Source organism: Paenochrobactrum sp. BZR 201-1 (assembly GCF_044987585.2).
Classification (GTDB): Bacteria; Pseudomonadota; Alphaproteobacteria; order Rhizobiales; family Rhizobiaceae; genus Paenochrobactrum; species Paenochrobactrum pullorum.
Genome location: NZ_JBJDRZ020000017.1, coordinates 131,412 through 153,809, shown reverse-complemented (window position 1 = coordinate 153,809; position 22,398 = coordinate 131,412). Strand labels below are relative to the sequence as shown.

Sequence of the window (22,398 nt, the reverse complement as noted above, 5' to 3'; positions counted from 1 at the left end):
TCTCCTTGGTGGCTTTTAAAAACAACCACACTATCGCACAAAAGCGGATCAGGAGGCCGTCCACCACATCAAGTCCATTCTTACTGTGCGCTGCAATTGATGCTGAGGGTGGCGCCATTCACGACGGGTGCGCCATCCTCGTTGACCAGAACCAGATCGTTGATCGACAGCATTTCGCCGGCGACGACGATGTCAAGCTCTTGTGAATAGATGCGTCCGGCCTTGAGCTGTCGCTCAGGGCTGGCGTAGGGACGATCGACGCCGAGGCCAATGGTCAGTGCATTCGCCGTTGACGACAGTTCGAAGAAGAGCTTCTCGCCGTCTGGCGTCGTTCCGGGACCCCGGAGCTCAATATCGTAGGCTCCATCCTGCTCATAAAAGGCGCATGTTGTCGGCGTCAACTCGTAGCGACCAGCTGTAGTTTCCAGAATACCTGATCCAGCCCCAGTAACGCTCTCTACTGGCGGTGCTTCCGCCTCTGCACTGCACCCTGTAAGCATAAGGCTGCCGCACGAAGCGATCAGGAGAGCGATGCGCGTACGGCGCTTCTTCGTTTTGGGGTTTTGCGTGAACATTTCGCTCTCCAGTGCTTATGGATATGACCAGCCATCGTGCTCGACGCGGAAAATCCGCAACGGAGCGCCGGCTTTGGTGGTGTCGGCGCGCAGGTAGAAAACCGCGCGCTGCTTCTTGCCGAAATTGGTGAAATCGACGTTGATGGTGATCATACCACGCAGCATCGGCTGGTGAGGATCAGGCGTCGGATCTTCTAAGACGACATCGAAGTCCTGAGCGCCGTATAGAGGATGTGCACCAACTTTGCCTGAGGCCAGCCAGGTCACAATCTCGTCGGTAAAGTAGTTTTTGGACACCTTCGGATCGAACGCGCTCGGTAAATTGCCGTTTTCGGACTGGAACTGGCGTTCATAAATCTCACGAACCAGATCCTGCGCCTGAGCAACAGGATCGATGTCTGGTTCGGGTAAGTATGGCTCGGTCGGGTGCTCGACAGACTTTCGCGCCGGAGAGACAAGTAGCGGCTCATTATCGGGCGTGATGTAGCGTTGTGCTACCCAACCAGCCTTGCTCATTTCTTTGTTGCGCATCAGGCACCAACGTGGCGGCAGCGCCTTGATCTGCGCTTGCGTCATCTTCGTATAGTGTGCCGCGGTGTAAAATGGCACGCAGGTGATCTGCTGTAGCCCGCGCTCATAGTCGCTGAAAGCCTCGATCACCGGATAATTGGTGCCCGGTCCCATGCGCGCATTGAGCACGTCCCCGACAGTCACATTGGTGACGCGCCAGGCATCCGGTCCGTGGCCATCGATTTCGGCATGGGCGTGAGATGCGGCCAGACCGAGTGTCATGACAAGCAGTGCGGCCTTAAATGTGTGTGTCATGGTCATTTCACCTCTACGATCGCGCGACCCAGAACCTTGCGGTCGCCGACATTAAGAAACCGGATTTCATAGGTTCCGGCCTGTGCCGGCATTTGCAGTTCCAACGACTTTTCGTCTCCGACCTTGTGCGCCGCAATCCAGCTGAAATCGGCCTGATCGGTGCGGGCAATAGCGATGCGCTGATCTGCGCTTCCGCCTTCCGAGCTCCACGACACGGTGATCGTTTCGCCTATACCCGCCTGCGCCGGTACCTTGAGCCCAGCTCCGTCATCCAGCGGGGCGTTTTCCGCCACCACTTCCAACCGGTGGCTGGCAAGGGTGCGAGCGCCTTCGCGCAGCACATAGCGGATTTCGTAAAGTCCGGTTTCGGCCGGAGTTTTCATATCGGCTGCACTTGCGTCCCGAACCCGGATATAGTCGGCATATTTGCCTTCAGCGGTTCCGGCAGGGACAATGGTGAGATAGTCTTCCGGGTGGACTGAAGTCGACCAGGTGACTTTAATTTTGCTTCCCGCACGGGCGACTTCCGGACCGCTGACTGTCACTTCGGCGGCCACCACTTCCACGGGGGTGGAAGCCATTGTGCGTCCACCTTCTCGCAATACATAACGCACCTCGTAAAAACCGGGCTCGGCAGGTGCCGTCAATTTGTTTTCGGTGACATCGCGCACGCGCTGATAGTTGGTGTATTTTCCTTCTTCAGCTCCGGCAGGGACGATGGTGACATAGTCTTCCGGATGGATCGAAGCTGACCACGTCACCTTGAAGCTTGCACCGGTGGCCACCTCGCTGGACGCGCTGATGCCCATTTCGGCCTCAATGACTTCCACAGGAGCGGAAGCCAATGTGCGCCCACCTTCTCGCAACACATAACGCACCTCGTAAAAGCCGGGATCGGCGGGCGCGATCAATCTGTTTTCAGTGACATTGCGCACGCGCTGATAATTGGTGTATTTTCCTTCTTCAGCTCCGGCAGGGACGATGGTGACATAATCTTCCGGATGGATGGAAGCTGACCACGTCACCTTGAAGCTTGCGCCGGTGATCACCTCTTCGGGGGCAGTGATAGCCATTTCGGCCTCAATGACTTCCACAGGAGCGGAAGCCATTGTGCGCCCACCTTCTCGCAGCACATAACGCACCTCGTAAAAGCCGGGCTCGGCGGGCGCGATCAAACTGTTTTCGGTGACATAGCGCACGCGCTGATAATTGGTATATCTGCCTTCTTCAGCTCCGGCAGGAACGATAGTGACATAGTCTTCCGGATGGATCGAGTCTGACCATGTCACCTTGAAGCTTGAGCCGGTGGTCACCTGTCCTGGAGCTTGGATATCAATTTCCGCTTCCTGCATGGGTTCGTGCGTTGAGTTGGGCTGTTGCTCCACCATTGGCTGCAAATCCATGACCGACTGCACATGCGCCAGCGCTTCTTTCAGCTCAGCAGCATTTTGGGCCGGAACGAAGACGCCACCGGTGTTTTCGGCAATGCAGGCGAGGCTGGCATGAGCCTTGTCCTCAAGATCGAAACCAACGACATGGGTCGTGAACTTCACGCCCTGCCGTGCCAGCTGCTCGGCGACCGCGCAAGGATCGGCCTGACAGGTTTCCAGACCATCAGAAATGAGCACGACCGTGGCGGGGTTGTCACGATAAGATAAGAGTTCTGCGGCGTGCTGGACGGCTGCGGAAATCGGCGTCTTTCCTTTCGGGCGGATGCCGTTCACCGTGCTGATGAAGTTTGCCTTGTCGAGCGCGCCCGGTTTGATCAATGTTTCGATGTCGCGGCAGTCGCCTTCTGAACGATGTCCATAGGCGACCAGACCTAGATTGATGTCGTCGGACCAGCCGGTCACGAGATCGACCATCACGTCGCGTGCGATTTCTATCTTGCTGGTGCCGTTGATCTGGCCCCACATCGAGCCGGAGGCGTCATAAACGATGACCACATCTTCTGCCGCTACGGCGACCGACAGAGGGGGGATGATAGCGGTAGCCGCGATCAGTGCCGTTTTCAAAGCTTTCATCATGGTGTTTCGTTCCGTAAATTGTTTCATGCAGGCTGCACATCACTGTCGCTACGCGGACCGGAAGAACCTGACGCTCCCATGGCGCGCGCCTTCAGCTTGCGGAATTTGCCCGACATCTGCTCCAGCCTTGCGTCCCATTGGGGGTCGGGTTGCTGACCTTCGATGGTTTTGAAAAACACCTGCATCAGGCAGGCGATGGCAAACGGCTCCAGCAATGCCGCCTTAACGCTCCAGGCAAACAAAAGCGCGAACACGAAGCCACCGGCTGCCCACGCGCCAGGCATCACGTAGACTACTAGAGCTGCTGGCGCGAGCATCACCAGAAACACCAGAAAGCTCAGAAGGTAGACAATGATTGCTAGCCAGGCAGCGTTCTTGAGCATGACACGGTAGTTCTGGCCGTAAAGCACGAGCGCTTCTCTGGCCGATCCCCAAGGGTTTGTCGCGCCTGTGCGGATTGCATAGGCGAGAATGATTTCGTCGATGAAACCAACAGCAACCCGCAGGAAGGCGTGCAGGATACCCGAAAGCTGCTGCGCTCCCGGTATGGGCAGGATGGTCAGGATGCCGCGCACCAGCCCGGTGATTGCTCCGATCACACCCTTCACCAGCTGATCGATAGCAAACAGGACACTGGCCTGAGCAAAGCGTTCCTTCACCACGGTTGTCGCATGGCTGATCTGTGACTTGCCATCCGGCATTGGCTTGCCGTCGATTAGTTCCACCAATACCGCGATATGGCCCGCCTTGACGATATAAAGTATATATTCGCGCGCCCAGTACATGATGGCGCCAAACAGGCCAAAGCCTATAACGCCGCCCCATAGCGTTGTGTTTGCCTGAAACCCTTCATCGCCGAAGCCGCCCACGCCATAGCCGATACCGGCGCCGGTCCCCGTCAGCAAAACATAGCCAACCGCAATACCGAAGTAGACTGCTATCCGCAGCACGATGAACGGCATGGTCCGCGCCATCATTGCTAGCGCGCCACCGACTCTAAAATCCCACATGCCTTATCTCGCCTTCTATATAACCTTGCCTTTTACATCCGTTCAGGAAACTTTAGCAGAAGCAAAGCAGGCATGCCCCATCCATTTGGATAGGGACATGTCGGAAAAACTGAGTATAATTAGTCAAAATGTGCCAAAGTGGATAAATATATAAAATAAGTGAGCACAAAAAATTAGGGGCAGCCTGGAGGGAAGCGCGTAGTTTTGCAAGTATTTTTCTTTTCTATTTTGACAGCCGTGTTGTTTTACTTTTCTTCTGAAGTCAGTGGTCAGGATCAGTCAATATTGCCTTCCTCCATACTTGAGGTGAGCGGCGCTATTTCGAAAGGCAATGCGGAAGGGGTCGCACATTTCGACATCGTGGAGCTGCGGACACTTCCTCAAGCGCGGCTCGAAACAACCACCGCTGTCACAGATGGTGTGCACCGCTTTGACGGCGTTTTAATGAGAGATATTTTGGCGCATGTCGGCTCTCACGGCACAGTCGTGACTGCGAGAGCCCTGAATGATTACGCGATTGAATTCGCAGTCGAGGAATTTGACCAGTTCGACATTCTTGTTGCCTATGAGATGGACGGAAAACCGCTGCTGCCGAGCGAGAAGGGGCCGCTATGGATTGTCTACCCACGTGACCAGCATGCCGAGCTGCAGGATATCCGCTTTGATTATCGTTGGGTTTGGCAATTAAAATCGCTGGATATTCGATGAGCAGGCGAGCACGTGCATTGCTGGGCGTCGCGCTGCCTGTCTCGGCCATCGCTATCTTTGTCGTTCTGCTCGCATTCTCTTTGATGCGCCTGTCTGATATCGAGCGCAACATGCGCATTGAGGCCACCCAGAATATGCTTTGGGTGATCTCGCAGGCGCATATTTCAAGCCTGCAGCTGAGCGAGGCCATCGCGGACAACGCTGCCGGAGAGGCTGATCACGCGCAAACAGAGTTGCGCCTGAACATATTCCTCAGCCGGCTAGCCTTACTTGATGATGGCCCGCAACGTCGGCGGATGGAAGCGCTTGGTGCGTTGGCTCCTTTGGATGAGTTGCGGGAAAACCTCGACGAGCTTGGCTCGTTGCTGAAAAGCCCCAGCTCGGCGACAATGCCGCGCATCAGAGCTCTGCTGGATCCTTACAATGCGACGCTCACTGAAGCTGCCAACAAGGCAATGGTGGCCGAATGGGACGATCTTGGCGCGACGCTTGATGTCACGCGCAAGCAGCTGTGGCAAATCATTATCTCCATGATCGGCATATCATTGGCAGGCTCGATGCTTTGCGTTCATTTTCTGCTGGCGATCCGTGATGCAAGGCAACGGACTCGCTTGCTCAACAAGGAAAAGGCGTTTTCCGAACTGCTGATCGGATCCAGCGATGAAGGTATTATCGCTGTCGATATGGATCGACGCTGCACGGTCTGGAACGAGGCTGCCGAACGGCTGTTCCGTGTTGGTGCTGATCGGGCAACAGGTGGTGCGCTGGGAGAATTATCAGGCTTTTTCGCGGTAGACCGGGTCGAGATGGCCATCGGCGAGGCTCTGCAGGGCCAGGCTGTCGCATTGCTCGATCAGCCGTTTTTTCCAGATGATCAGTCTGAGCCGCTCTATGTCGATCTGCGCTGTTTTTCGCTGCGCGATGGTGGCCGCATCATAGGCACGATCCTTCTGATCTCGGACGTCACAGAACGACGAGCAGTCCAGCGTAAAATCGCGGATCATCGCGACTATCTTGAGCAATTGGTGCAAGCGCGTACGCAGGAGCTTGAGGCGGCGCTGGTCAGGGAACGTGCCACCGCTGATCTATACCGCAACTTCGGCACGATGATCTCGCACCAGTTCCGCACTCCACTTGCGCTCGTCGATTCTGCGCTTCAGCGGTTGATCCGCCGGCGCGAACAATTAACGCCGGCAGAGATCACTGAGCGGGGTAGCCAAGCCCGTAGTGCCATCGCACGCCTGGTCAGGCTGGTAGAGAGCACCCTCGACGCGGCGCGGCTTGATGCCGGCCAGATTGAGGTCCGCAGCCAGGCCTGCGATCTCGGCCTTCTTGTTGCGGACATCTGCGCACGGCAGGCTGAGGACATGGGTGGACGCAGGATCACGGTCATGCCGCCGGTTGATGGGTCGCCGATTGCCTATTGCGATCCGGTTCATGCGGAGCACATTTTGACAAACCTTTTGTCCAATGCGGTGAAATATTCTCCGAAGGAGACGTTGATCGGTATCAGTTTTACCGTCGATCAGTCGCTTATTACCTGCATCGTAACGAATACCGGCTCATTGGGCGGAATGTTCGAGCGGGACGTGCTGTTTGATCGCTATTATCGTGGCAGCAATACTGAAGGCTGCCCCGGTATTGGCGTTGGTCTTTACATGGCGAAAGCGCTTGCGCGCTTGCAGGGCGGCGACGTGTGTTTACAGGATTCGGAGACAGGCGTTGTTCGAATGGCGATGTCGCTGCCACGTTCTGCATCCGGTGCTGGTGCGCCCATGATCTTTCGAAAGGTGAGGGTATGATCGCGGAGCCTTTTGTGATCCTTTGCATTGAGGACGAAGTGCAATTGCGGCGTGACATCGTAGACGAACTGGTCGAGGCGGGGTATGATGTCGTCGAAGCCAGTAATGGTAGGCAAGCGCTTGGCGAGCTGGCACGTGTCTGCCCCGATCTGGTTCTTTGCGACATCTCCATGCCCGAACTTGATGGTTATGGCGTGCTTGATGCGCTGCAAGAACGAGGGCCTGACTATGCCGAAATTCCTTTTGTCTTCCTCTCCGCCCTTGCCGATCCAAGGCATATCGTTGATGGCAAGCGTCTTGGTGCAGATGATTACCTCGTGAAGCCAATCGATTATGATCTCTTACTGGCGACCATCGAAGCGCGTCTGCGACAGATCAGACGCATCCGTTCGGCGCGCCCATTACGGTCAGCTGCTCCTAATTTTACAAAATTTTCGGAAGTCTATGGCCTTACACCCGCAGAACTACGGATCACGCAAGCGCTCGCTCAAGGTAGTAAATTGACGCAGATCGCGACTGACCTCGGCGTCTCGCGTTCTACTGTTGCTTTTCACATGCGCAATATATTCCAGAAAACGGAGACCGGCCGGCAGACGGAACTGGTAGCTTTGGTACTCAAGAGATAAGATGATCAATCATATAAATGAGCTCTGGTGTAGTGATCTGCATGAGTTAGTTGAAACGACTTAGTGATATATCTTACTGATGCGCTGCTATATGGTTACCTCTAATGAATGTCGGTATCGGTAGTTGCGTGCCCCCGCAACCAAATCAAAACGGCTCAAGCAATTATGCTTGAGCCGTTTTTGCATTTAACAATACTATTTGAATTCCAGTAAATAACCAAGCGCTTGCTGTTCTCTCGTTAAATCCGTAATCTTGTAAATTGGTTGCTTTGATGAAGTTATTTCAAGCTTCATATAATTCATAAATTCATATGCTACTTTTAACTATAAATTATTTTACGCCTTTTTTTCCGGGTGATTGTATATGCTGATCTCATACGCGCAAAATTTTGAAGATATTATGTTGTGGCGCGCATTTAAAAATATCAAAAAAGGTTTTTACATCGATATCGGTGCGTGGTCACCCACTAAGGATAGCGTAACGCGCTGTTTTTATGATGCAGGATGGCATGGCATCAATATTGAACCTAATCCTTACTACTATCGCGAGTTAAAACTACAACGAAAACGGGATCTCAACCTGAAAATTGCTGTAAGTGATTATGAAGGAACCGCCACGATGTTTTTCGTTGCAGGCAGTGGTCTTTCAACACTCGATCCTGATTTCGTTACAAAATATGAAGCACAGGGTTTTAACATCAAACCACAAAAGGTTGATGTGCTCACATTACCGGCTATTTGGATTGAATATGTTCCAGATCATCAAGAGGTTCATTTTTTAAAGGTTGATGTTGAAGGTTTGGAAAAAGCGATTATTGCTTCGCATGACTGGCAGAAATATCGCCCTTGGATTGTGGTTGTGGAGGCGACTTTGCCACTATCGCAAATTGCTTCCCATCGTGATTGGGAACATGTTCTGCTCTCTAATCAGTATAATTTAGTTTATCAGGATGGACTCAACCGTTTTTATCTGGCGCATGAGCATAGTGATTTAGAGAGGTTTTTTGATTATCCACCAAACGTATTTGATAATTTTATGTTGGCGAGTGAAGCGGCCTACATAAAAAAGAATAATAAGCTGCTGACTGAACAGAAAACTTTAAAAAAGAATTTAAATGCGGTGAATGCAAAGCTGAATGATTTGATACAGACGTTGCAGTTAGAAACAACAAAGAGTGCTAAGCAACAAGACGATTTTGAATCAGCGAAACAACACTATGAAACATTGATTTCAGCAAAAGATGATCAGATTACAGCACTTTATCGCAGCACATCGTGGCGCGTGACCTCTCCAATTCGATGGATAGGGTTAAGCATTGATAAGCTGAGTTGGCAGGAATGGAAGCATAAGGGGCGTTTTGCTTTACAAAAATGCAGTTTTTTTATTATGCAGCGACCCCAAATTATGCGTATTTTTCGAACATTTTTTGTGCGATTTCCAAAAGTTAAAGACTATCTGCATCGGCTGATCATAGGGCGACCAATGAGCTCGCAATCGACTTTTCGAGCTGAGGATATGCCTGTTGAAAAGCGTGAATTGGCATTGGGTGCATTGAATTATCGCGCAAAGTCTATCTATCATGATCTCGTGCGGAGCTCTGGACATAAAGGAGAGCTCTGATGCGTATTGTTTTTGATATGCAGGGATTGCAGACAGAAAGCCGATTTCGCGGTATTGGTCGCTATACGCAATCATTGGTGAAGGCTGTTATACGTCAGAATAAGAGCCATGAGATTATTCTTGTGTTGAATGGCATGTTGGTTGACTCAGTTGCGGCTATTCGTGATGCGTTTGAACATTTGTTGCCAGCTGAGAATATTGTCATTTGGCAAGCGCCAGTTCCTGTATCAGCAGGCTTGGCAGAAAATAAAGCCCGCCACGACATAGCCGAATTGTTGCGTGAACGTTTTCTGAAAGATCTTCGGCCGGATATTATTCATATAACCAGTTTGTTTGAAGGCTATATGGATGATGCAGTGTCAACCATTCATGTCTTTGATCAAGATATTCCAGTGAGTGTAATGGTCTATGATCTTATACCGCTTAGTAATCCGGAAGAATATTTAAAAAATAATGCGGCTTATAATCATTATTATTCAAAAAAAATCGAGAATTTAAAACGAGCTGATTTATTGCTGGCAATCTCGGAATTTTCCAAAATTGAAGCAGAGGATTTATTAAAAATTCCAGCTGATAAAATTATCAATATATCTTCTGCCGTTGATCCATGTTTTAAAAAACTGACTTTATCGCAAAGAAAGATCGATGCGCTGCTACAACGATTGCAGCTCACTAGGCCCTTTATTTTATATGCAGGCGGAACTGATCCGCGCAAAAATCTTCCGCGTTTGATTAAGGCTTATGCTGCTCTGCCTGAAGCTTTGAGACAAAAATATATGTTGCTCTTGGCTGGCAAGATGAGTGCGCATGAACGTGTATTCTTGCAAGGACTGGCCAAATCGGCTGGCCTTGAGGCGGGTGAGTTATGTTTTGCCGGCTACGTAAATGATGAAGATTTAATCGCACTTTATAATTTATGCGAATTGTTTGTTTTTCCAAGCTGGCAGGAAGGGTTTGGCTTACCTGCACTGGAAGCAATGCACTGCGGAGCCGCTGTCATTGGTTCTAACACGTCCAGTCTACCGGAAGTGGTTGGTTGGGAAGATGCGTTGTTTGACCCTTTCGATGAGCAGGCGATCTCGAACAAACTTCTACAAGCTTTGACGGATGATGTTTTTCGCACATGTCTGAAGGAAAATGCAGCAAAACGCGCTCAATTATTCTCATGGGATGAGACGGCAAAGCGTTTGATAAAGGCATGGGAAGCGCTCTATGAGTCCCAGGCAGCCCGACAGCGTCATTTTCTTGCTTGGAGCGATCAATATTGTGCGAATAATGAAACCTATCAGAAGCTTATTCACAGATTGAGTGATTATCTGCCGCAGATCAAACAGGATCGCCAGCAAGAGCTGATCAATATAGCGCAGGCGATTGAACTAAACGAAAAACAGGCACAGTATTTTAATCGTGGCGCTGTGCTGGAAGAGACAATTCGCTGGCGATTGGAGGGGCCTTTTGACAGTTCCTATAGTCTTGCGCTGCTCAACCGTGAATTAGCCCGTGCATTAGCAAAATTAGGTCATCAAGTTGCTTTGCACTCAACCGAAGGGGCAGGGGATTTCGCTGCTGATCAAGCATTTTTGCAAGCAAATCCAGATTTGGCACATATGCAAAAACAGGCAGAAAATCTGGATGAATTGTCGGCGGATATAACCAGCCGCAATCTTTATCCGCCGCGTGTCGAGGATATGAAAGGCCGCATTAATCTGCTGCATTCTTATGGTTGGGAGGAGAGCAGTTTTCCTTATCGCTGGACAGAAAAACTAAATGTCAGCTTGCAGGGCATCACGGTCATGTCTGAGCATGTGCGAAAAGTCCTGATCGACAATGGTGTGTCTGTTCCTATTAAAGTTGCAGGGGTTGGTGTCGATCATTGGGAGCGTGTGGTGGCTGATGATCATTATCAGGTGCAAGGCAAGAGGTTTCGCTTTTTGCACGTTTCATCATGCTTTCCGCGCAAAGGTGTTGATGTGATGCTGGAGGCTTATGGAAGGCAGTTTACGCGATCAGATGACGTTACGCTGATCATCAAAACATTTGCCAACCCTCACAATCAGATACATGTTTGGCTTGAACAAATACGTTCGAAATATCCCAATTATCCCGATGTTGTTATTATTGAGGAGGATTTGAGCGACAGTCAGCTGAAAAAACTTTATCAGGATTGTCATGCTCTGGTTGCGCCGAGTCGTGCGGAAGGTTTTGGACTGCCATTGGCCGAGGCAATGCTTTCAGGATTAGCTGTGATTACGACGAGGTGGAGTGGTCAGCTTGATTTTTGCACTGCGCAAAACACCTGGTTGGTTGATTATCAATTTTCGCCGACCGATACGCATTTTGAATTGTTTAATTCAGTTTGGGCTGAGCCGGATGTTGAAGATCTGGCACTAAAAATGCGTGAGGTTTTTGAAGCGCCTCTGAGCGAAATCACTCAACGATGTGCCTGCGCACGTGAACAGCTTTTATCAAAGCATCGTTGGGAAGATGTGGCACAACGTAATGTAGAAGCCGCACGGCAATTCTCACAAGCTCTTCCAGAAAAAGAGATGCGGCTTGGCTGGATTTCGTCATGGAATACACGCTGTGGGATCGCTACTTATTCAGAGCATTTGATCAAATCTCTGGTACAGCCAATCCGTATATTTGCATCTCATGCTCATTCCTCATTAAAAAATGATGAACCGAATGTTTTTCGATGTTGGAACGATAATAATATCGATGATTTTAAGATGATGTATGAAGAGATCATCCGGCAGCGTATCAATGTTATTGTGATACAGTTCAATTATGGTTTCTTTAATTTTATTTATTTTAAAGAATTTTTGAGCCAGCTCCATGATGCCGGTATCGTTGTGGTTGTTGTCATGCATGCGACGCAGAATCCTGATACGGATCCAACCAAAAAGCTTGATCAATTGGTTGAAGAGTTGAAACAATGTGCACGTATTTTAGTTCACAATTGTGATGATCTTAATCGCTTGAAAAAAATTGGTATTTTTGAGAATTCTGTTTTGTTTCCTCATGGAATTCTGGAGTCAAAGATAGAAAAACAAGAGCAAAAAAACGAGAACAGTTTTGTACTAGGCTCTTATGGTTTCTTTTTACCTCATAAAGGCTTGTTAGAGTTGATTGATGTCGTCCGTATTTTAAGAGACAAGGGCATGAATGTGTGTTTGAAAATGCTGAACGCTGAGTATCCAGTACCGCAGTCAGCTAAAATCATAGCGCAGGCCCGAAAGAAAATTGAGACGCTTCAATTACAAAATTATATAAGCATCAATACTGATTTTCTGGATGATGAAAGCAGTATTAAACAACTTTCCCAAACCGATCTTGTCGTTTTTCCTTATCAAAAAACTGCTGAATCTTCGAGCGGAGCGGTTCGCTACGGTATCACATGCGGGACACCTGTTGCAGTCACACCATTGGCTATCTTTAAAGATGTCGCGCCTGCGGTTTTCACATTGCGGGGTATCTCACCGGAGGATATTGCGGCTGGAATTGAAGATTTTATCAGGCTGAGTGTGTCGGAAAAAATTGAGCAGCAACAGCGTGCGCAAAAATGGCGAGATCAACATGCATATCCGGTGTTGGCACAAAAGCTCTATGGCATGTTGCGTGGTCTAAATCGTTAAGATAAACAGAAGCGTGTTTTAAAACACGCTTCTGGCTTTTAACATTGCATTTTGCCACGCATAAAGCGTGCAATCAGAATGCCTGTGATCATCGAGGCGACCAGAATATAAACGTCAGTTTGCATTAGACCCAACGCCGGAATAGAGCCGCCTGGACAAAAACCGCCAATGCCCCAACCAATGCCGAAAATGGCAGAACCTGCAATCAAAGGTCGATCAATCTGCTGCTTTAATGGCAGGTGAAAGCTTTTATCCAGCAAAGGTGCCGGACGTTTCAAAATAAAGAAATAACCAATCGCTGTGATGATCAAAGCGCCTCCCATTACAAATGCCAGCGAGGGATCCCATGTGCCAAAAAAATCAAAGAAATTAAGCACTTTGGCAGGATTGATCATGCCTGAAACGGCAATGCCGCTACCGAAAATCAGACCAATGAATAGAGCTGATAGAATGCGCGACATTTAAAAGCCTCCGAAAACATGGCGAATGGTAAAGACAGTGATGGTTGTGGTCAGCATGAAAGTGAGAGTTGCTGCAATGGAGCGGATGGACAGCCGCGAGATGCCACAAATGCCGTGGCCGGATGTGCAACCGGAACCGATTGTGATGCCGAAACCAACAAGCAGACCACTGATAATCAGCCCAAATACCGGAACGTTATTTGCAAAGGCGGGTGTGAAGTCGAAGCAATAAAACAATAATGTTGGTGCGGCGATTGCACCAATAAGAAAAGCAGCACGCCAACCCCAATCAGGGCTGAAAGGTGGCAAAACGCCTGATAAAATACCGCTGATACCGGCAATGCGGCCATGTAGATACATCAGCATACAGGCGGCTAATCCAATCAGCGCACCGCCACCAAGTGATTGAAGAGGGGTAAAGCCGGTCATGATTTTTGTTCTCCGGCCTTACAAAACAGACCATGCATCGTTTGAATGAATGTTTCAATGCGTGGATCAGCGAGCCGGTAGAATACTTGTTTGCCTTCTTTGCGCCCTTCGATAAGACCGGCTTGGCGTAATTCCGCCAATTGTTGCGACAGGCCGGGCTGGCGAATGTTTAGCATGTCTTCCAGTTCGCGTACCGAGCGTTCACCATCGACGAGTGCACAAGTCACTAATAAGCGATCTGGATTGGAGAGCTTTTTGAGAAAGTTGGAGGCTTCTTTCACATTTTCTTTCATAAAAGCGGCCTGTTTGGAAAGGTCGTACTGCATTATTTGCCCCATGCTACTTTCGGTCGTTTATCGCGCGGAATTTTTAAATAACGCACAAAGTTATCTTCCGGCTCGCTTATGCATTGAGCCATGTCGTTTTTGCTTGTCACAACAGCCACAATAAGCTGCACCGAACCGATGTGAAGGCGGTAAAAACTGGCCGTTTAAGGAATATGAAAATATCCGCCATAAGGGCAGCTCCTTTAAACTAATTAATCATTAAATAATAATAATTGCAAAAAAATGCAATCGTTTATTTTAAAATATATGTAGTTTGTAAAATCTACCTTAAAAGTGCATCAAGACTGAGATTGAGAAAAGACGAAGAAATAGGGAGCGGATATCCGCGGGCGTAATTGTTATTTACAATGGAAGTGACGGTTCTGCCTGACTGGGTGGATTATAATGGCCATATGGCGGATCATGCTTATGGGCTTGTGTTTTCACATGCCGGCAATGCCTATCTTGAGCATCATCATTTGGGTGCGGCCTATTTAAAGGCTGAAAAGACTACATTCTACACGCTTGAAAACCGGATCGGCTATTTTAAAGAATGCCATCAGGGCGACAAGATCAATGTCAGCGTGCAATTGATTGGCCTTGATAAAAAGCGGGTGCGTTTTCTGCTAGAAATGAAAAACAAGGACAATGAGGTACTGGCTTTGTCCGAGCAGAGGCTGATGCATGTGAGCCAAGTTTCAGGTACACCGAAAGCAATGTCTATGAGCCAAGCGGTATTTGAGTGCTTAGAGCCAGAATTTGAGCGGCATAAAACCTTGCCCAAACCACGTTGGCTTAACCGCAGAATGGGTTTGCAAAGCAAATAGTGCTTTCTTGTCCGGCAGACATGCTGTAGCGCCTTATCTTTGAATAAGTCGTCGGAGTGGATGTGACGTGAAGTGGTTTGATGTTGTGATTATCGGAGCTGGTGCGGCTGGCATGATGTGCGCCATAGAGGCGGGCAAACGCGGGCGCTCGGTGCTGGTGATTGATCACGCCAAACGTGCTGGCGAGAAGATTCGTATCTCCGGCGGCGGGCGTTGCAACTTCACCAATTTGCATGCAAGCCCGAAGAATTTCATTTCGCAAAACCCGCATTTTTGTAAATCGGCCCTCAGCCGTTATACGCAAAACCATTTCATCGCCATGATGGATCGTCACGCGATCGCTTATCATGAGAAAACACTGGGGCAGCTTTTCTGTGACGGTTCAGCCCAACAAATCATTGATATGCTGCTGGATGAAATGAAACGCTTTTCTGTGCAATTGGCGCTATCGACGAGTGTCGATGTCATCGAAAAAACTGATGCCGGTTTTTTGGTGAAGTTTGACGATGTGCAGATCAATTGCGGTTCGGTTGTGGTGGCAACGGGTGGTAAATCCATCCCCAAAATGGGCGCAACCGGCTTTGGCTATGATGTGGCGCGCCAGTTTGGTTTGCGATTGGTGGAAACGCGTCCCGGCCTTGTGCCTTTGACATTCGAGCCAAATTTGCTGGAGCGCTTGAAACCACTCGCCGGTGTGGCGCTGGATGCGAAAATCACCTGTGGCAAAACCAGCTTTGAAGAGGCGATGCTTTTTACCCATCGCGGTATTAGCGGGCCTTCGGTTTTGCAGATTTCATCTTATTGGCGCGAAGGGGACGAGATCGCCATTTCAATGCTGCCACATTTGGACGTGTTGGATGTGTTAAAAAAGCAGCGGGCGCAAAATGGCCGTCACGAATTGCAAACAGCGCTTGCACAGTATTTGCCGAAAAAACTGGCGCAGACGATTGCCGAAGCGCAAGTAAAATTTGCCAAGCTTGCGGATATGCCGGACAAAGAATTCCGCCGTATTGAAGCAGCGATTAATGATTGGCGCATTAAACCGGCAGGGTCGGAAGGCTACCGCACGGCGGAAGTTACCCTTGGCGGTGTGGATACCCGTGATCTGGATTCCAAGACGATGGAAAGCAAAACAGTGAGCGGGCTTTATTTCATCGGCGAAGTAGTTGATGTCACCGGCTGGCTCGGCGGCTATAATTTCCAATGGGCTTGGTCATCGGGCTGGTGCGCGGGGCAGGTTGTATAAAAACCCCTTTAGCTATTATCTGTTCAGCTTTGAATAGCGTTTGATCAGGCGATCACGCTTGAGGCGGGAGAGGCGCTGCAACCAAAAAATGCCGTTGAGCTGATCCACTTCATGCTGATGGCAAACCGCAAGCAGCCCTTCAGATTCTTCAAACTGTTCTTGGCCCTCTAAGTTCTGATAGCGCAGGCGAATTGTGGCGTGACGTTCCACATCATCCACCATCCCCGTCATGGAAACACTGCCTTCCTGATGACGGATCATGGTTTCAGAAGCTTCGATGATTTCAGGGTTGATATAAAATTTATATCCGGTCTCTGGGGAAATTTCGAGAACGACAACACGGCTTAAAACGCCAATATGCGGTGCCGTTATGCCGATGCCCGGTGCCGCACGCATAGTTTCCAACAGGTCATGGCAAAGCGTTTTTAAAGCCTCGTCAAATTGGGTGACGGTTTCAGCTTTTTGTTGCAAGCGCGGATCCGGAAAGCGGACAATCGGGCGTATGGTCATGGTGCTATTCGGTCTCCTGCTCTTCTGGTGGCAGCAGTTTGGCTTTGACAAAAACATCATATCTGGTGCTTTTGCCTAAAATTTGGTGCGAAAATTTACGGATATTTTGCATCGGTGCAGCACGAAGCGGCCATTTCAGCACAACGCGGTTTTGTGCGTGTTCCAGCGCCACCTGCATTAGTTTTTCAGCATCCGGATCAGTACCGACGATTTCGCGGATTTGGCGCATTTCTTTTTTGACCAAAGCCGTATTGCCGCGCGGCGGGTGCATCGGGTCAACCAGCACCACTTGTGGTTTGAGATCAGGCAGCACTTCGCTGGAATCGCCATGAATGAGCGTCATGCGGGCGATCGTTTCAGCCAGTCGTCCACCTTCATTGGCGGCGCGCTGCATTCCTTCTGCGAGCAGGTGGTGCATCTTTTCCGAGCGTTCAATCAAGGTGACATGCGCGCCCAGTGTGGCAAGCAAAAACGCGTCACGTCCAAGCCCTGCTGTCGCATCGACAATAAAGGGCGTGATATTGCCGGTGAGCCCTGCCGCTTTTGCCAAGGCCTGCCCGCGGCCTTCATTGACGCGAAAGCGGTGGCCGACAGCGCCGCCGACAAAATCCACAATCAGATCATCATTTTCTGTGTTTTTTGACATGGAGCACATCTTTAAAAAGGGCAGGGAGCGCTAAATGTTACCAGACCGCCATCAGGATGCTGAAAGGTAATTTCTTCTGCATGGAGCATCAGGCGATTGGCGCGGGTCAGTGCTTCGCCGGTTGCATAAAATTCATCGCCCAAAATCACATGGCCGATGGCTTTCATATGTACACGCAATTGATGGGTACGGCCTGTAAGCGGCGACAATTGCAGCCTTGTTGTATCTGCGCCGCGCGAGAGTACCTGCCAGCGTGATTGCGCCGGTTTGCCATTAACCGCGTCGACATGATGACAAGGTTTGTTATCGGGGTCGATGCAGAGCGGCAGATCAACAAGGCCGCTCTCTTCCTTCACATTGCCCCAAACTTCGGCCACATAGGATTTTTTCGTCGAACGCTCGGCAAATTGGTTGGCAATTAGTGCATGGGCTTTACGATTTAGAGACATCAGCACAATGCCGGATGTGTCTTTATCCAAACGGTGGATCATCAGCGCTTCGGGAAACTGTTTTTGCACCCGCGTTGCCAGACTATCCGACAAGGCCGGATGACGGCCGGGTACCGATAAAAGACCGCTTGGTTTATCCAGCACCAAAAAATCCCGCTCCTGATGCAAGATCGTGAGATAAGGCTCCAATGGCGGATGATAGATCGGAGTTGGCATAGATAAAGCGCTCATGCGCCATGCCCTATCATGTTTTGGTGTCGGGCGAGAAGTCTCATTATCAGGTCTGCGTCTGTTTGTTTGCGTGTCCGTCACAATTAAGCTTTGATAGATTGAATATATTATTTTCTAAAATTGTGGTTTGCGGATGAGGTTTTTGGTTTATGTTTGAATGGAAATCCGGTTTTAAGACGGTTTTTATCGCTTTATCTTTTGTTGTTTTGACAATTGGAGGAGCTATGTCACAATCTAATGATACAAAAATTTTAAAAGCCGCAGCCGATAATGATGTGGTGGCAATCAGCACATTGCTTGAAGCGAGTGTGAAGCCTGATGTTCGTAATGAACAAGGCCAAACTGCATTGCTGGTCGCAACGATTGCCAACAATGTCGAGGCTGCAAAGCTTTTGATTGAAGCCGGTGCCGATGTGAATGCCAAAGACAGTATTCACGACAGTCCCTATCTTTATGCCGGTGCGCGAGGCCATTTGGACATTTTGAAAATGACCCTTGCTCATGGTGCTGATTTGAAAAGTACCAACCGCTATGGTGGTACGGCTTTAATTCCGGCGGCAGAACGCGGCCATGTCGAGACGGTTAAAACTTTGATTGAAGCAGGCGTTGATGTTGATCATGTCAATAATCTGGGCTGGACAGCTTTGCTGGAGGCTGTGATTTTGGGCAATGGCGGGGTAAAACATACCGCAATTGTCAAATTGCTGGTTGATGCCGGAGCTGACACATCCATTACTGATAAAGATGGTGTGAGCGCATTGCAGCATGCCAAGGCACGTGGATATCAGGATATTAACGCGATTTTGGAAAAATAATTTTGCGCCCTGCACAAGTGATGGCATGGTGCATTACATATGCAGAATAATTCTATCGAAAGATCAACAGTCTGAACCATTTAAGGGTATAAGGAGTGCATTGATGTCGAAATTGAATGTCGCTGTCTTGGTTGGAAGCTTGAGAAAAGAATCTTTCAGTCGCCGGGTTGCCAACGGACTTAAACTTGTAGCCCCTGATGATATGGCTTTAACGATTGTGGAAATCGGAGATCTGCCGTTTTATAATCCTGATCTGGAGACAGATACGCCGCCTGCAACATGGACACGCTTCCGTTCTGAAATCGCCAAAGCCGATGCCGTTATTTTGGTAACACCTGAATATAACCGCTCGGTACCGGCAGCCTTGAAAAATGCGCTGGATGTTGGCTCGCGTCCTTATGGAAAAAGCGTCTGGGGTGGCAAGCCTGCGGCCGTAGTCAGCAGCTCGCCCGGTAATATTTCAGGTTTTGGTGCCAATCATCATCTGCGCCAATCGCTGGTTTTCTTGGATATGCCAACCTTGCAGCAGCCGGAAGCCTATCTGGCGCAGGTTGATAAGCTGTTGGATGAAAAGACTGGTTTTGTAGAGGATACCGCCAAATTCATGGGGATATTCATGGCAAAATTCGACCAATTCGCCCGCAAGAATATTTGACATTATTTTGCTTGCAGCAGGATTAAAAAAAGCCGGCTAAAACCGGCTTTTATGTTTTTGTTATTATTTATTTGATCTGTGCAGTGATGAAATCTTTAACGATTTTCACGATGCCACGTCCCAAGACTTCATCCAGCGCGGCAATAAATTCGTCAACATGCTGGCGCTTGCAGATCAGTGGCGGCTCCAAGCGGATGACATTACGGTTATATTCGGTGAAAGCCACCAGAACGCCGTGATCACGCAAAAGATGCGCGCCAATAAAGCCCGGCAGTGAGCCTTTAAGCTTGTCATCCAGCATGGAAAGCAGTGGGCGCAACACCATCGGCATGGTTTGGGAAAAGTCATGGAACTCAAGCCCGACCATCATGCCTTTGCCGCGCACATCTTTGAGAAGGGCAGGGTAACGCTGTTGCAGTTCTTGCAACTTCTCCAGCAGATAGTCACCGCTTTCCGCCGCATTATCAATCAGATGCTCATCATAGAGAATGTTTAGCGCTTCAATGGAAGTGACGCAAGCTTCACCAATACCGCCGAATGTTGCCATGGCATGGATCATTGCGGTTTTTGGTGTGCCATAAGCTTTCATATAAATATCGCGGCGTGCAATCATGGCAGCCATTGCAGTTTTTCCGCCGCCCAATGATTTCGCCAAGGCGGTTACATCCGGTATCACACCATAATGTTCAAACGCATAGAACTTGCCGGTACGTCCCAGACCGCACTGCACTTCATCGGCAACCCAGATCACGCCATATTGATCACAGAGTGCACGCAATTTCTGCCAATATTCAGGCTCAGCCTGAATGATGCCACCGCCGCCTTGAACGGTTTCCAAAACAATGACACCGACTTTGGGATCGGATTTAAAGAGGTTTTCAACCGCTTCAATATCGCCGAAAGGAATTTTGACCGTATTGTCGACAAGCTCAAATTCACCGCGATAAAGCGCACCATCGGTGATGGAAAGAACACCTTTGGTTTTGCCGTGGAATGAGTTTTCCGCATAGACAATTTTAGGCCGGTTGGGGCCTGCGGCACGCTCTGCGACCTTAATCGCTGCTTCCATGGCTTCCGAACCGGAAGAGCCTAAGAAAACCATATCGAGATCGCCCGGCGAACAAGCGGCAATGTCATAGGCTAAAGCGGTGGCATATTGCGACATGAAAGCGATGGCGATTTCATGGCGTTGCTCTTCCTGAAACTGGCGGCGGGCTTGCAAAATGCGCGGGTGGTTATGACCAAAAGCGAGAGACCCGAAACCGCCGAAAAAGTCGAGAATTTTACGACCGTTTTGATCGTAATAATACATGCCTTCAGCACGTTCGATTTTAATTTTATGGAAGCCCAAAAGCTTCATAAAATGGAGCTGCCCCGGATTGAGATGCGCCGTGAACAGTTCTGTCATCTGCGCAATGCCCATATCTTTGGCTTGCTCGACACTTAGTAAATCCGGCTTTGGTGTATAATTTTGTTTGGCCGATCCGGCGATATCATTCGTCATGGTAAAAATCCTTATGCGGCCTTTAATGGTGTATGATCATGGGGCTGTTTGCCGGACAATTTATTGCGATATTCGCTATAAGCTGCGATCAGCATATCTTCATCGCGATATTGCGGCACCCAGCCAAGCTCACGCTCACCTTTAGAAACATCGAGCACGCACATTTCATCTGCAATCAGATATTGCTCCGGATCCATCAGTGGTTTGTTGAGCCAGTCGAGGAAATCCAGTGTGCGTTTTACCGCCCATGCCGGTGTCGGCAGCAAAATGGATTTTGAGCCCGCATGTTCGACGAGGTCGCCCAGCAATTTGCGTACAGGCGGCGGATTAAGCGAGCCCAAATTATAAACCTCATTGGGAACGCCCGCTTTGTAAGCTGCATATGCCGCACTGGCGCAATCAAAAACGGAAATAAATTGATATGGGTTCTTACCCGAGCCAATCATCGGAACCGGTAAATTATAATCAATCAGTTTGAAGAGTTTTTCCAAAATGCCGAGACGTCCTGGTCCGATAATGAGGCGTGGGCGGAAAAGCGTAATATTCATGCCCTTCGTGCGCCACTCGGCCGCCAGTTCTTCGGTCTTGAGTTTTGACCAACCATATTCACCTAGCGGCGCGACAGGATGTTCTTCCGTTTGCGGCCAGGAATAGGTGTGGCCATAGACCATGTCGGTGGTGAAATGAACCAGACGGGTAGCACCCGCTTCGGCCATAGCTTTAATGATATTTTCCGTGCCGAAATAATTGACCGGAAAGAAAAAATCATGACGTTTGGCGCGTATCTGCAAGGGCGAGAGCATTTTTGCCGACAGATTATAAATCATGTCGTCAGGTCGGATATTCAGCCGCGCAATAGCCTCTGGCTCGGTCACATCTGTATGAATGAACTGAGCCTGATTATAATGCGGCAGATCGCTTTTCACGATATCAGCGACGATAACTTCATATCCGTCTGCGAGTAAAAGCGGTGCAAGATAACGTCCGACGAAGCCGTCGCCACCAAAAATTATATGTCTCATTTTAAACTCCGCTCGTCATATTTTTAGAATTTTGCAATGTCGCGGCTGTGTGAGCGCTGTTACCACTGCCGCTTTGTGCAATCAGAATGGTGCCGATGCAGATGAAAATAATGCCGGCAATTTTCAGTGTGCCCAGCTCTTCGTTAAACAGCCACCAAGCAAGCAAGGCCACCATGACATAAGCGAGGCTCAAAAACGGATAGGCAAAGGATAAATCGACCTTTGAGAGCACATAAAGATGCGATGCCATTGAAATGACAAAGGTAACAAGACCTGCAAAAACCCATGGATTAAAGACGATCTGAAAAACCCGTTGAATGAGTGTTTCAGCTGAAAAATTGATGGAACCAAGTGAAATCATGCCGTATTTGAGCAGTAATTGCGCTGCCGCATTGGTCATGACCGTAAAAAGAATGAACGGTATATATTTCATGCTACCCCCGAATTA

General features: G+C 49.3%; 22 protein-coding genes. 9 read left to right on the top strand and 13 right to left on the bottom strand.

Going from position 1 to position 22,398, the window contains the following annotated elements; translation table 11 throughout:
• Window positions 1-80: 80 nt before the first annotated feature.
• The 4 genes from ACI0FR_RS11205 to ACI0FR_RS11190 are packed head-to-tail and all read right to left on the bottom strand — an operon-like array spanning window position 81 to window position 4,437.
• The gene (locus ACI0FR_RS11205) at window positions 81-575 is read right to left on the bottom strand and encodes a hypothetical protein (RefSeq protein WP_374832452.1); all 495 of its coding nucleotides are present in this window, start codon (window positions 573-575) and stop codon (window positions 81-83) included.
• A gap of 15 nt (window positions 576-590) precedes the next feature.
• A complete protein-coding gene (locus ACI0FR_RS11200) occupies window positions 591-1,400 on the bottom strand; it encodes an SH3 domain-containing protein (protein WP_374832450.1) in 810 nt (269 codons plus the stop codon).
• 2 nt (window positions 1,401-1,402) lie between these two features.
• Entirely contained in the window at window positions 1,403-3,454 is a 2,052-nt protein-coding gene (locus ACI0FR_RS11195) for a vWA domain-containing protein (protein ID WP_404907505.1), read from the bottom strand.
• On the bottom strand, window positions 3,451-4,437 hold the full coding sequence (locus tag ACI0FR_RS11190; RefSeq protein WP_374832446.1) for a hypothetical protein: 987 nt from the start codon (window positions 4,435-4,437) through the stop codon (window positions 3,451-3,453). The genes ACI0FR_RS11195 and ACI0FR_RS11190 overlap by 4 nt, the downstream gene beginning before the upstream one ends.
• Before the next feature lie 204 nt (window positions 4,438-4,641).
• On the opposite strand from ACI0FR_RS11190, the gene ACI0FR_RS11185 reads away from it, so the two are divergent.
• From ACI0FR_RS11185 to ACI0FR_RS11165, 5 genes are all read left to right on the top strand, one after another.
• Window positions 4,642-5,145 (top strand): putative pterin-binding protein, encoded by a 504-nt coding sequence (locus tag ACI0FR_RS11185; RefSeq protein WP_374832444.1) that lies wholly within the window; start codon window positions 4,642-4,644, stop codon window positions 5,143-5,145.
• A complete protein-coding gene (locus tag ACI0FR_RS11180) occupies window positions 5,142-6,947 on the top strand; it encodes a sensor histidine kinase (protein ID WP_374832442.1) in 1,806 nt (601 codons plus the stop codon). The genes ACI0FR_RS11185 and ACI0FR_RS11180 overlap by 4 nt, the downstream gene beginning before the upstream one ends.
• A complete protein-coding gene (locus ACI0FR_RS11175) occupies window positions 6,944-7,573 on the top strand; it encodes a response regulator (protein ID WP_374832440.1) in 630 nt (209 codons plus the stop codon). Before ACI0FR_RS11180 ends, ACI0FR_RS11175 begins: the two co-directional genes overlap by 4 nt.
• Before the next feature lie 364 nt (window positions 7,574-7,937).
• A complete protein-coding gene (locus tag ACI0FR_RS11170; protein ID WP_404907498.1) occupies window positions 7,938-9,194 on the top strand; it encodes an FkbM family methyltransferase in 1,257 nt (418 codons plus the stop codon).
• Window positions 9,194-12,829 carry a glycosyltransferase gene (locus tag ACI0FR_RS11165; protein ID WP_404907496.1) on the top strand — a complete coding sequence of 1,212 codons (3,636 nt, stop codon included), beginning with the start codon at window positions 9,194-9,196 and terminating at the stop codon, window positions 12,827-12,829. The genes ACI0FR_RS11170 and ACI0FR_RS11165 overlap by 1 nt, the downstream gene beginning before the upstream one ends.
• 38 nt (window positions 12,830-12,867) lie before the next feature.
• On the opposite strand, the gene ACI0FR_RS11160 is transcribed toward ACI0FR_RS11165, so the two are convergent.
• Genes ACI0FR_RS11160 through ACI0FR_RS11150 form a run of 3 tightly spaced genes read right to left on the bottom strand, consistent with a single transcriptional unit; the run spans window position 12,868 to window position 14,045 of the window.
• Window positions 12,868-13,290, bottom strand: a complete 423-nt coding sequence (locus ACI0FR_RS11160; RefSeq protein ID WP_374832434.1) for a DUF6691 family protein — start codon at window positions 13,288-13,290, stop codon at window positions 12,868-12,870.
• The gene (locus tag ACI0FR_RS11155; RefSeq protein ID WP_404907494.1) at window positions 13,291-13,719 is read right to left on the bottom strand and encodes a YeeE/YedE family protein; all 429 of its coding nucleotides are present in this window, start codon (window positions 13,717-13,719) and stop codon (window positions 13,291-13,293) included.
• On the bottom strand, window positions 13,716-14,045 hold the full coding sequence (locus ACI0FR_RS11150) for an ArsR/SmtB family transcription factor (protein WP_404909764.1): 330 nt from the start codon (window positions 14,043-14,045) through the stop codon (window positions 13,716-13,718). Before ACI0FR_RS11150 ends, ACI0FR_RS11155 begins: the two co-directional genes overlap by 4 nt.
• 356 nt (window positions 14,046-14,401) lie before the next feature.
• Between ACI0FR_RS11150 and ACI0FR_RS11145 the strand changes: the two genes are divergently transcribed.
• Together ACI0FR_RS11145 and ACI0FR_RS11140 are read left to right on the top strand one after the other, a co-directional pair.
• Window positions 14,402-14,872, top strand: a complete 471-nt coding sequence (locus tag ACI0FR_RS11145; RefSeq protein ID WP_404909763.1) for a thioesterase family protein — start codon at window positions 14,402-14,404, stop codon at window positions 14,870-14,872.
• Between the two features lie 67 nt (window positions 14,873-14,939).
• The gene (locus tag ACI0FR_RS11140) at window positions 14,940-16,118 is read left to right on the top strand and encodes a BaiN/RdsA family NAD(P)/FAD-dependent oxidoreductase (RefSeq protein WP_404907488.1); all 1,179 of its coding nucleotides are present in this window, start codon (window positions 14,940-14,942) and stop codon (window positions 16,116-16,118) included.
• Window positions 16,119-16,133: 15 nt separating this feature from the next.
• Here the strand turns inward: ACI0FR_RS11140 and ACI0FR_RS11135 are convergent, their stop codons facing one another.
• Genes ACI0FR_RS11135 through ACI0FR_RS11125 form a run of 3 tightly spaced genes read right to left on the bottom strand, consistent with a single transcriptional unit; the run spans window position 16,134 to window position 17,954 of the window.
• Window positions 16,134-16,628 carry a peptide deformylase gene (locus ACI0FR_RS11135; RefSeq protein WP_404907487.1) on the bottom strand — a complete coding sequence of 165 codons (495 nt, stop codon included), beginning with the start codon at window positions 16,626-16,628 and terminating at the stop codon, window positions 16,134-16,136.
• Between the two features lie 4 nt (window positions 16,629-16,632).
• A complete protein-coding gene (locus ACI0FR_RS11130; protein ID WP_404907485.1) occupies window positions 16,633-17,274 on the bottom strand; it encodes a class I SAM-dependent methyltransferase in 642 nt (213 codons plus the stop codon).
• An 11-nt stretch (window positions 17,275-17,285) separates the two neighbouring features.
• A complete protein-coding gene (locus ACI0FR_RS11125; protein WP_404907483.1) occupies window positions 17,286-17,954 on the bottom strand; it encodes a pseudouridine synthase in 669 nt (222 codons plus the stop codon).
• Between the two features lie 224 nt (window positions 17,955-18,178).
• On the opposite strand from ACI0FR_RS11125, the gene ACI0FR_RS11120 reads away from it, so the two are divergent.
• Both ACI0FR_RS11120 and ACI0FR_RS11115 read left to right on the top strand, forming a co-directional pair.
• Window positions 18,179-18,769 carry an ankyrin repeat domain-containing protein gene (locus ACI0FR_RS11120; protein WP_374832418.1) on the top strand — a complete coding sequence of 197 codons (591 nt, stop codon included), beginning with the start codon at window positions 18,179-18,181 and terminating at the stop codon, window positions 18,767-18,769.
• Window positions 18,770-18,872: 103 nt separating this feature from the next.
• Complete coding sequence (locus ACI0FR_RS11115; RefSeq protein ID WP_374832416.1) at window positions 18,873-19,424, top strand: NADPH-dependent FMN reductase; 552 nt, start codon at window positions 18,873-18,875, stop codon at window positions 19,422-19,424.
• A gap of 67 nt (window positions 19,425-19,491) precedes the next feature.
• On the opposite strand, the gene ACI0FR_RS11110 is transcribed toward ACI0FR_RS11115, so the two are convergent.
• Genes ACI0FR_RS11110 through ACI0FR_RS11100 form a run of 3 tightly spaced genes read right to left on the bottom strand, consistent with a single transcriptional unit; the run spans window position 19,492 to window position 22,383 of the window.
• Entirely contained in the window at window positions 19,492-20,928 is a 1,437-nt protein-coding gene (locus ACI0FR_RS11110; protein WP_374832414.1) for an aspartate aminotransferase family protein, read from the bottom strand.
• 11 nt (window positions 20,929-20,939) lie between these two features.
• On the bottom strand, window positions 20,940-21,950 hold the full coding sequence (locus tag ACI0FR_RS11105) for an NAD-dependent epimerase/dehydratase family protein (protein ID WP_404907480.1): 1,011 nt from the start codon (window positions 21,948-21,950) through the stop codon (window positions 20,940-20,942).
• Window position 21,951: 1 nt separating this feature from the next.
• A complete protein-coding gene (locus tag ACI0FR_RS11100; RefSeq protein ID WP_374832410.1) occupies window positions 21,952-22,383 on the bottom strand; it encodes an EamA family transporter in 432 nt (143 codons plus the stop codon).
• Window positions 22,384-22,398: the final 15 nt, after the last annotated feature.

Coding starts and splice junctions, on each gene's coding strand:
- ACI0FR_RS11205 (WP_374832452.1), bottom strand. CDS start 575: ATGTTCACGCAAAACCCCAAAACGAAGAAGCGCCGTACGCGCATCGCT.
- ACI0FR_RS11200 (WP_374832450.1), bottom strand. CDS start 1,400: ATGACACACACATTTAAGGCCGCACTGCTTGTCATGACACTCGGTCTG.
- ACI0FR_RS11195 (WP_404907505.1), bottom strand. CDS start 3,454: ATGAAACAATTTACGGAACGAAACACCATGATGAAAGCTTTGAAAACG.
- ACI0FR_RS11190 (WP_374832446.1), bottom strand. CDS start 4,437: ATGTGGGATTTTAGAGTCGGTGGCGCGCTAGCAATGATGGCGCGGACC.
- ACI0FR_RS11180 (WP_374832442.1), top strand. CDS start 5,142: ATGAGCAGGCGAGCACGTGCATTGCTGGGCGTCGCGCTGCCTGTCTCG.
- ACI0FR_RS11175 (WP_374832440.1), top strand. CDS start 6,944: ATGATCGCGGAGCCTTTTGTGATCCTTTGCATTGAGGACGAAGTGCAA.
- ACI0FR_RS11170 (WP_404907498.1), top strand. CDS start 7,938: ATGCTGATCTCATACGCGCAAAATTTTGAAGATATTATGTTGTGGCGC.
- ACI0FR_RS11165 (WP_404907496.1), top strand. CDS start 9,194: ATGCGTATTGTTTTTGATATGCAGGGATTGCAGACAGAAAGCCGATTT.
- ACI0FR_RS11160 (WP_374832434.1), bottom strand. CDS start 13,290: ATGTCGCGCATTCTATCAGCTCTATTCATTGGTCTGATTTTCGGTAGC.
- ACI0FR_RS11155 (WP_404907494.1), bottom strand. CDS start 13,719: ATGACCGGCTTTACCCCTCTTCAATCACTTGGTGGCGGTGCGCTGATT.
- ACI0FR_RS11150 (WP_404909764.1), bottom strand. CDS start 14,045: ATGCAGTACGACCTTTCCAAACAGGCCGCTTTTATGAAAGAAAATGTG.
- ACI0FR_RS11135 (WP_404907487.1), bottom strand. CDS start 16,628: ATGACCATACGCCCGATTGTCCGCTTTCCGGATCCGCGCTTGCAACAA.
- ACI0FR_RS11130 (WP_404907485.1), bottom strand. CDS start 17,274: ATGTCAAAAAACACAGAAAATGATGATCTGATTGTGGATTTTGTCGGC.
- ACI0FR_RS11125 (WP_404907483.1), bottom strand. CDS start 17,954: ATGAGCGCTTTATCTATGCCAACTCCGATCTATCATCCGCCATTGGAG.
- ACI0FR_RS11120 (WP_374832418.1), top strand. CDS start 18,179: ATGTCACAATCTAATGATACAAAAATTTTAAAAGCCGCAGCCGATAAT.
- ACI0FR_RS11115 (WP_374832416.1), top strand. CDS start 18,873: ATGTCGAAATTGAATGTCGCTGTCTTGGTTGGAAGCTTGAGAAAAGAA.
- ACI0FR_RS11110 (WP_374832414.1), bottom strand. CDS start 20,928: ATGACGAATGATATCGCCGGATCGGCCAAACAAAATTATACACCAAAG.
- ACI0FR_RS11105 (WP_404907480.1), bottom strand. CDS start 21,950: ATGAGACATATAATTTTTGGTGGCGACGGCTTCGTCGGACGTTATCTT.
- ACI0FR_RS11100 (WP_374832410.1), bottom strand. CDS start 22,383: ATGAAATATATACCGTTCATTCTTTTTACGGTCATGACCAATGCGGCA.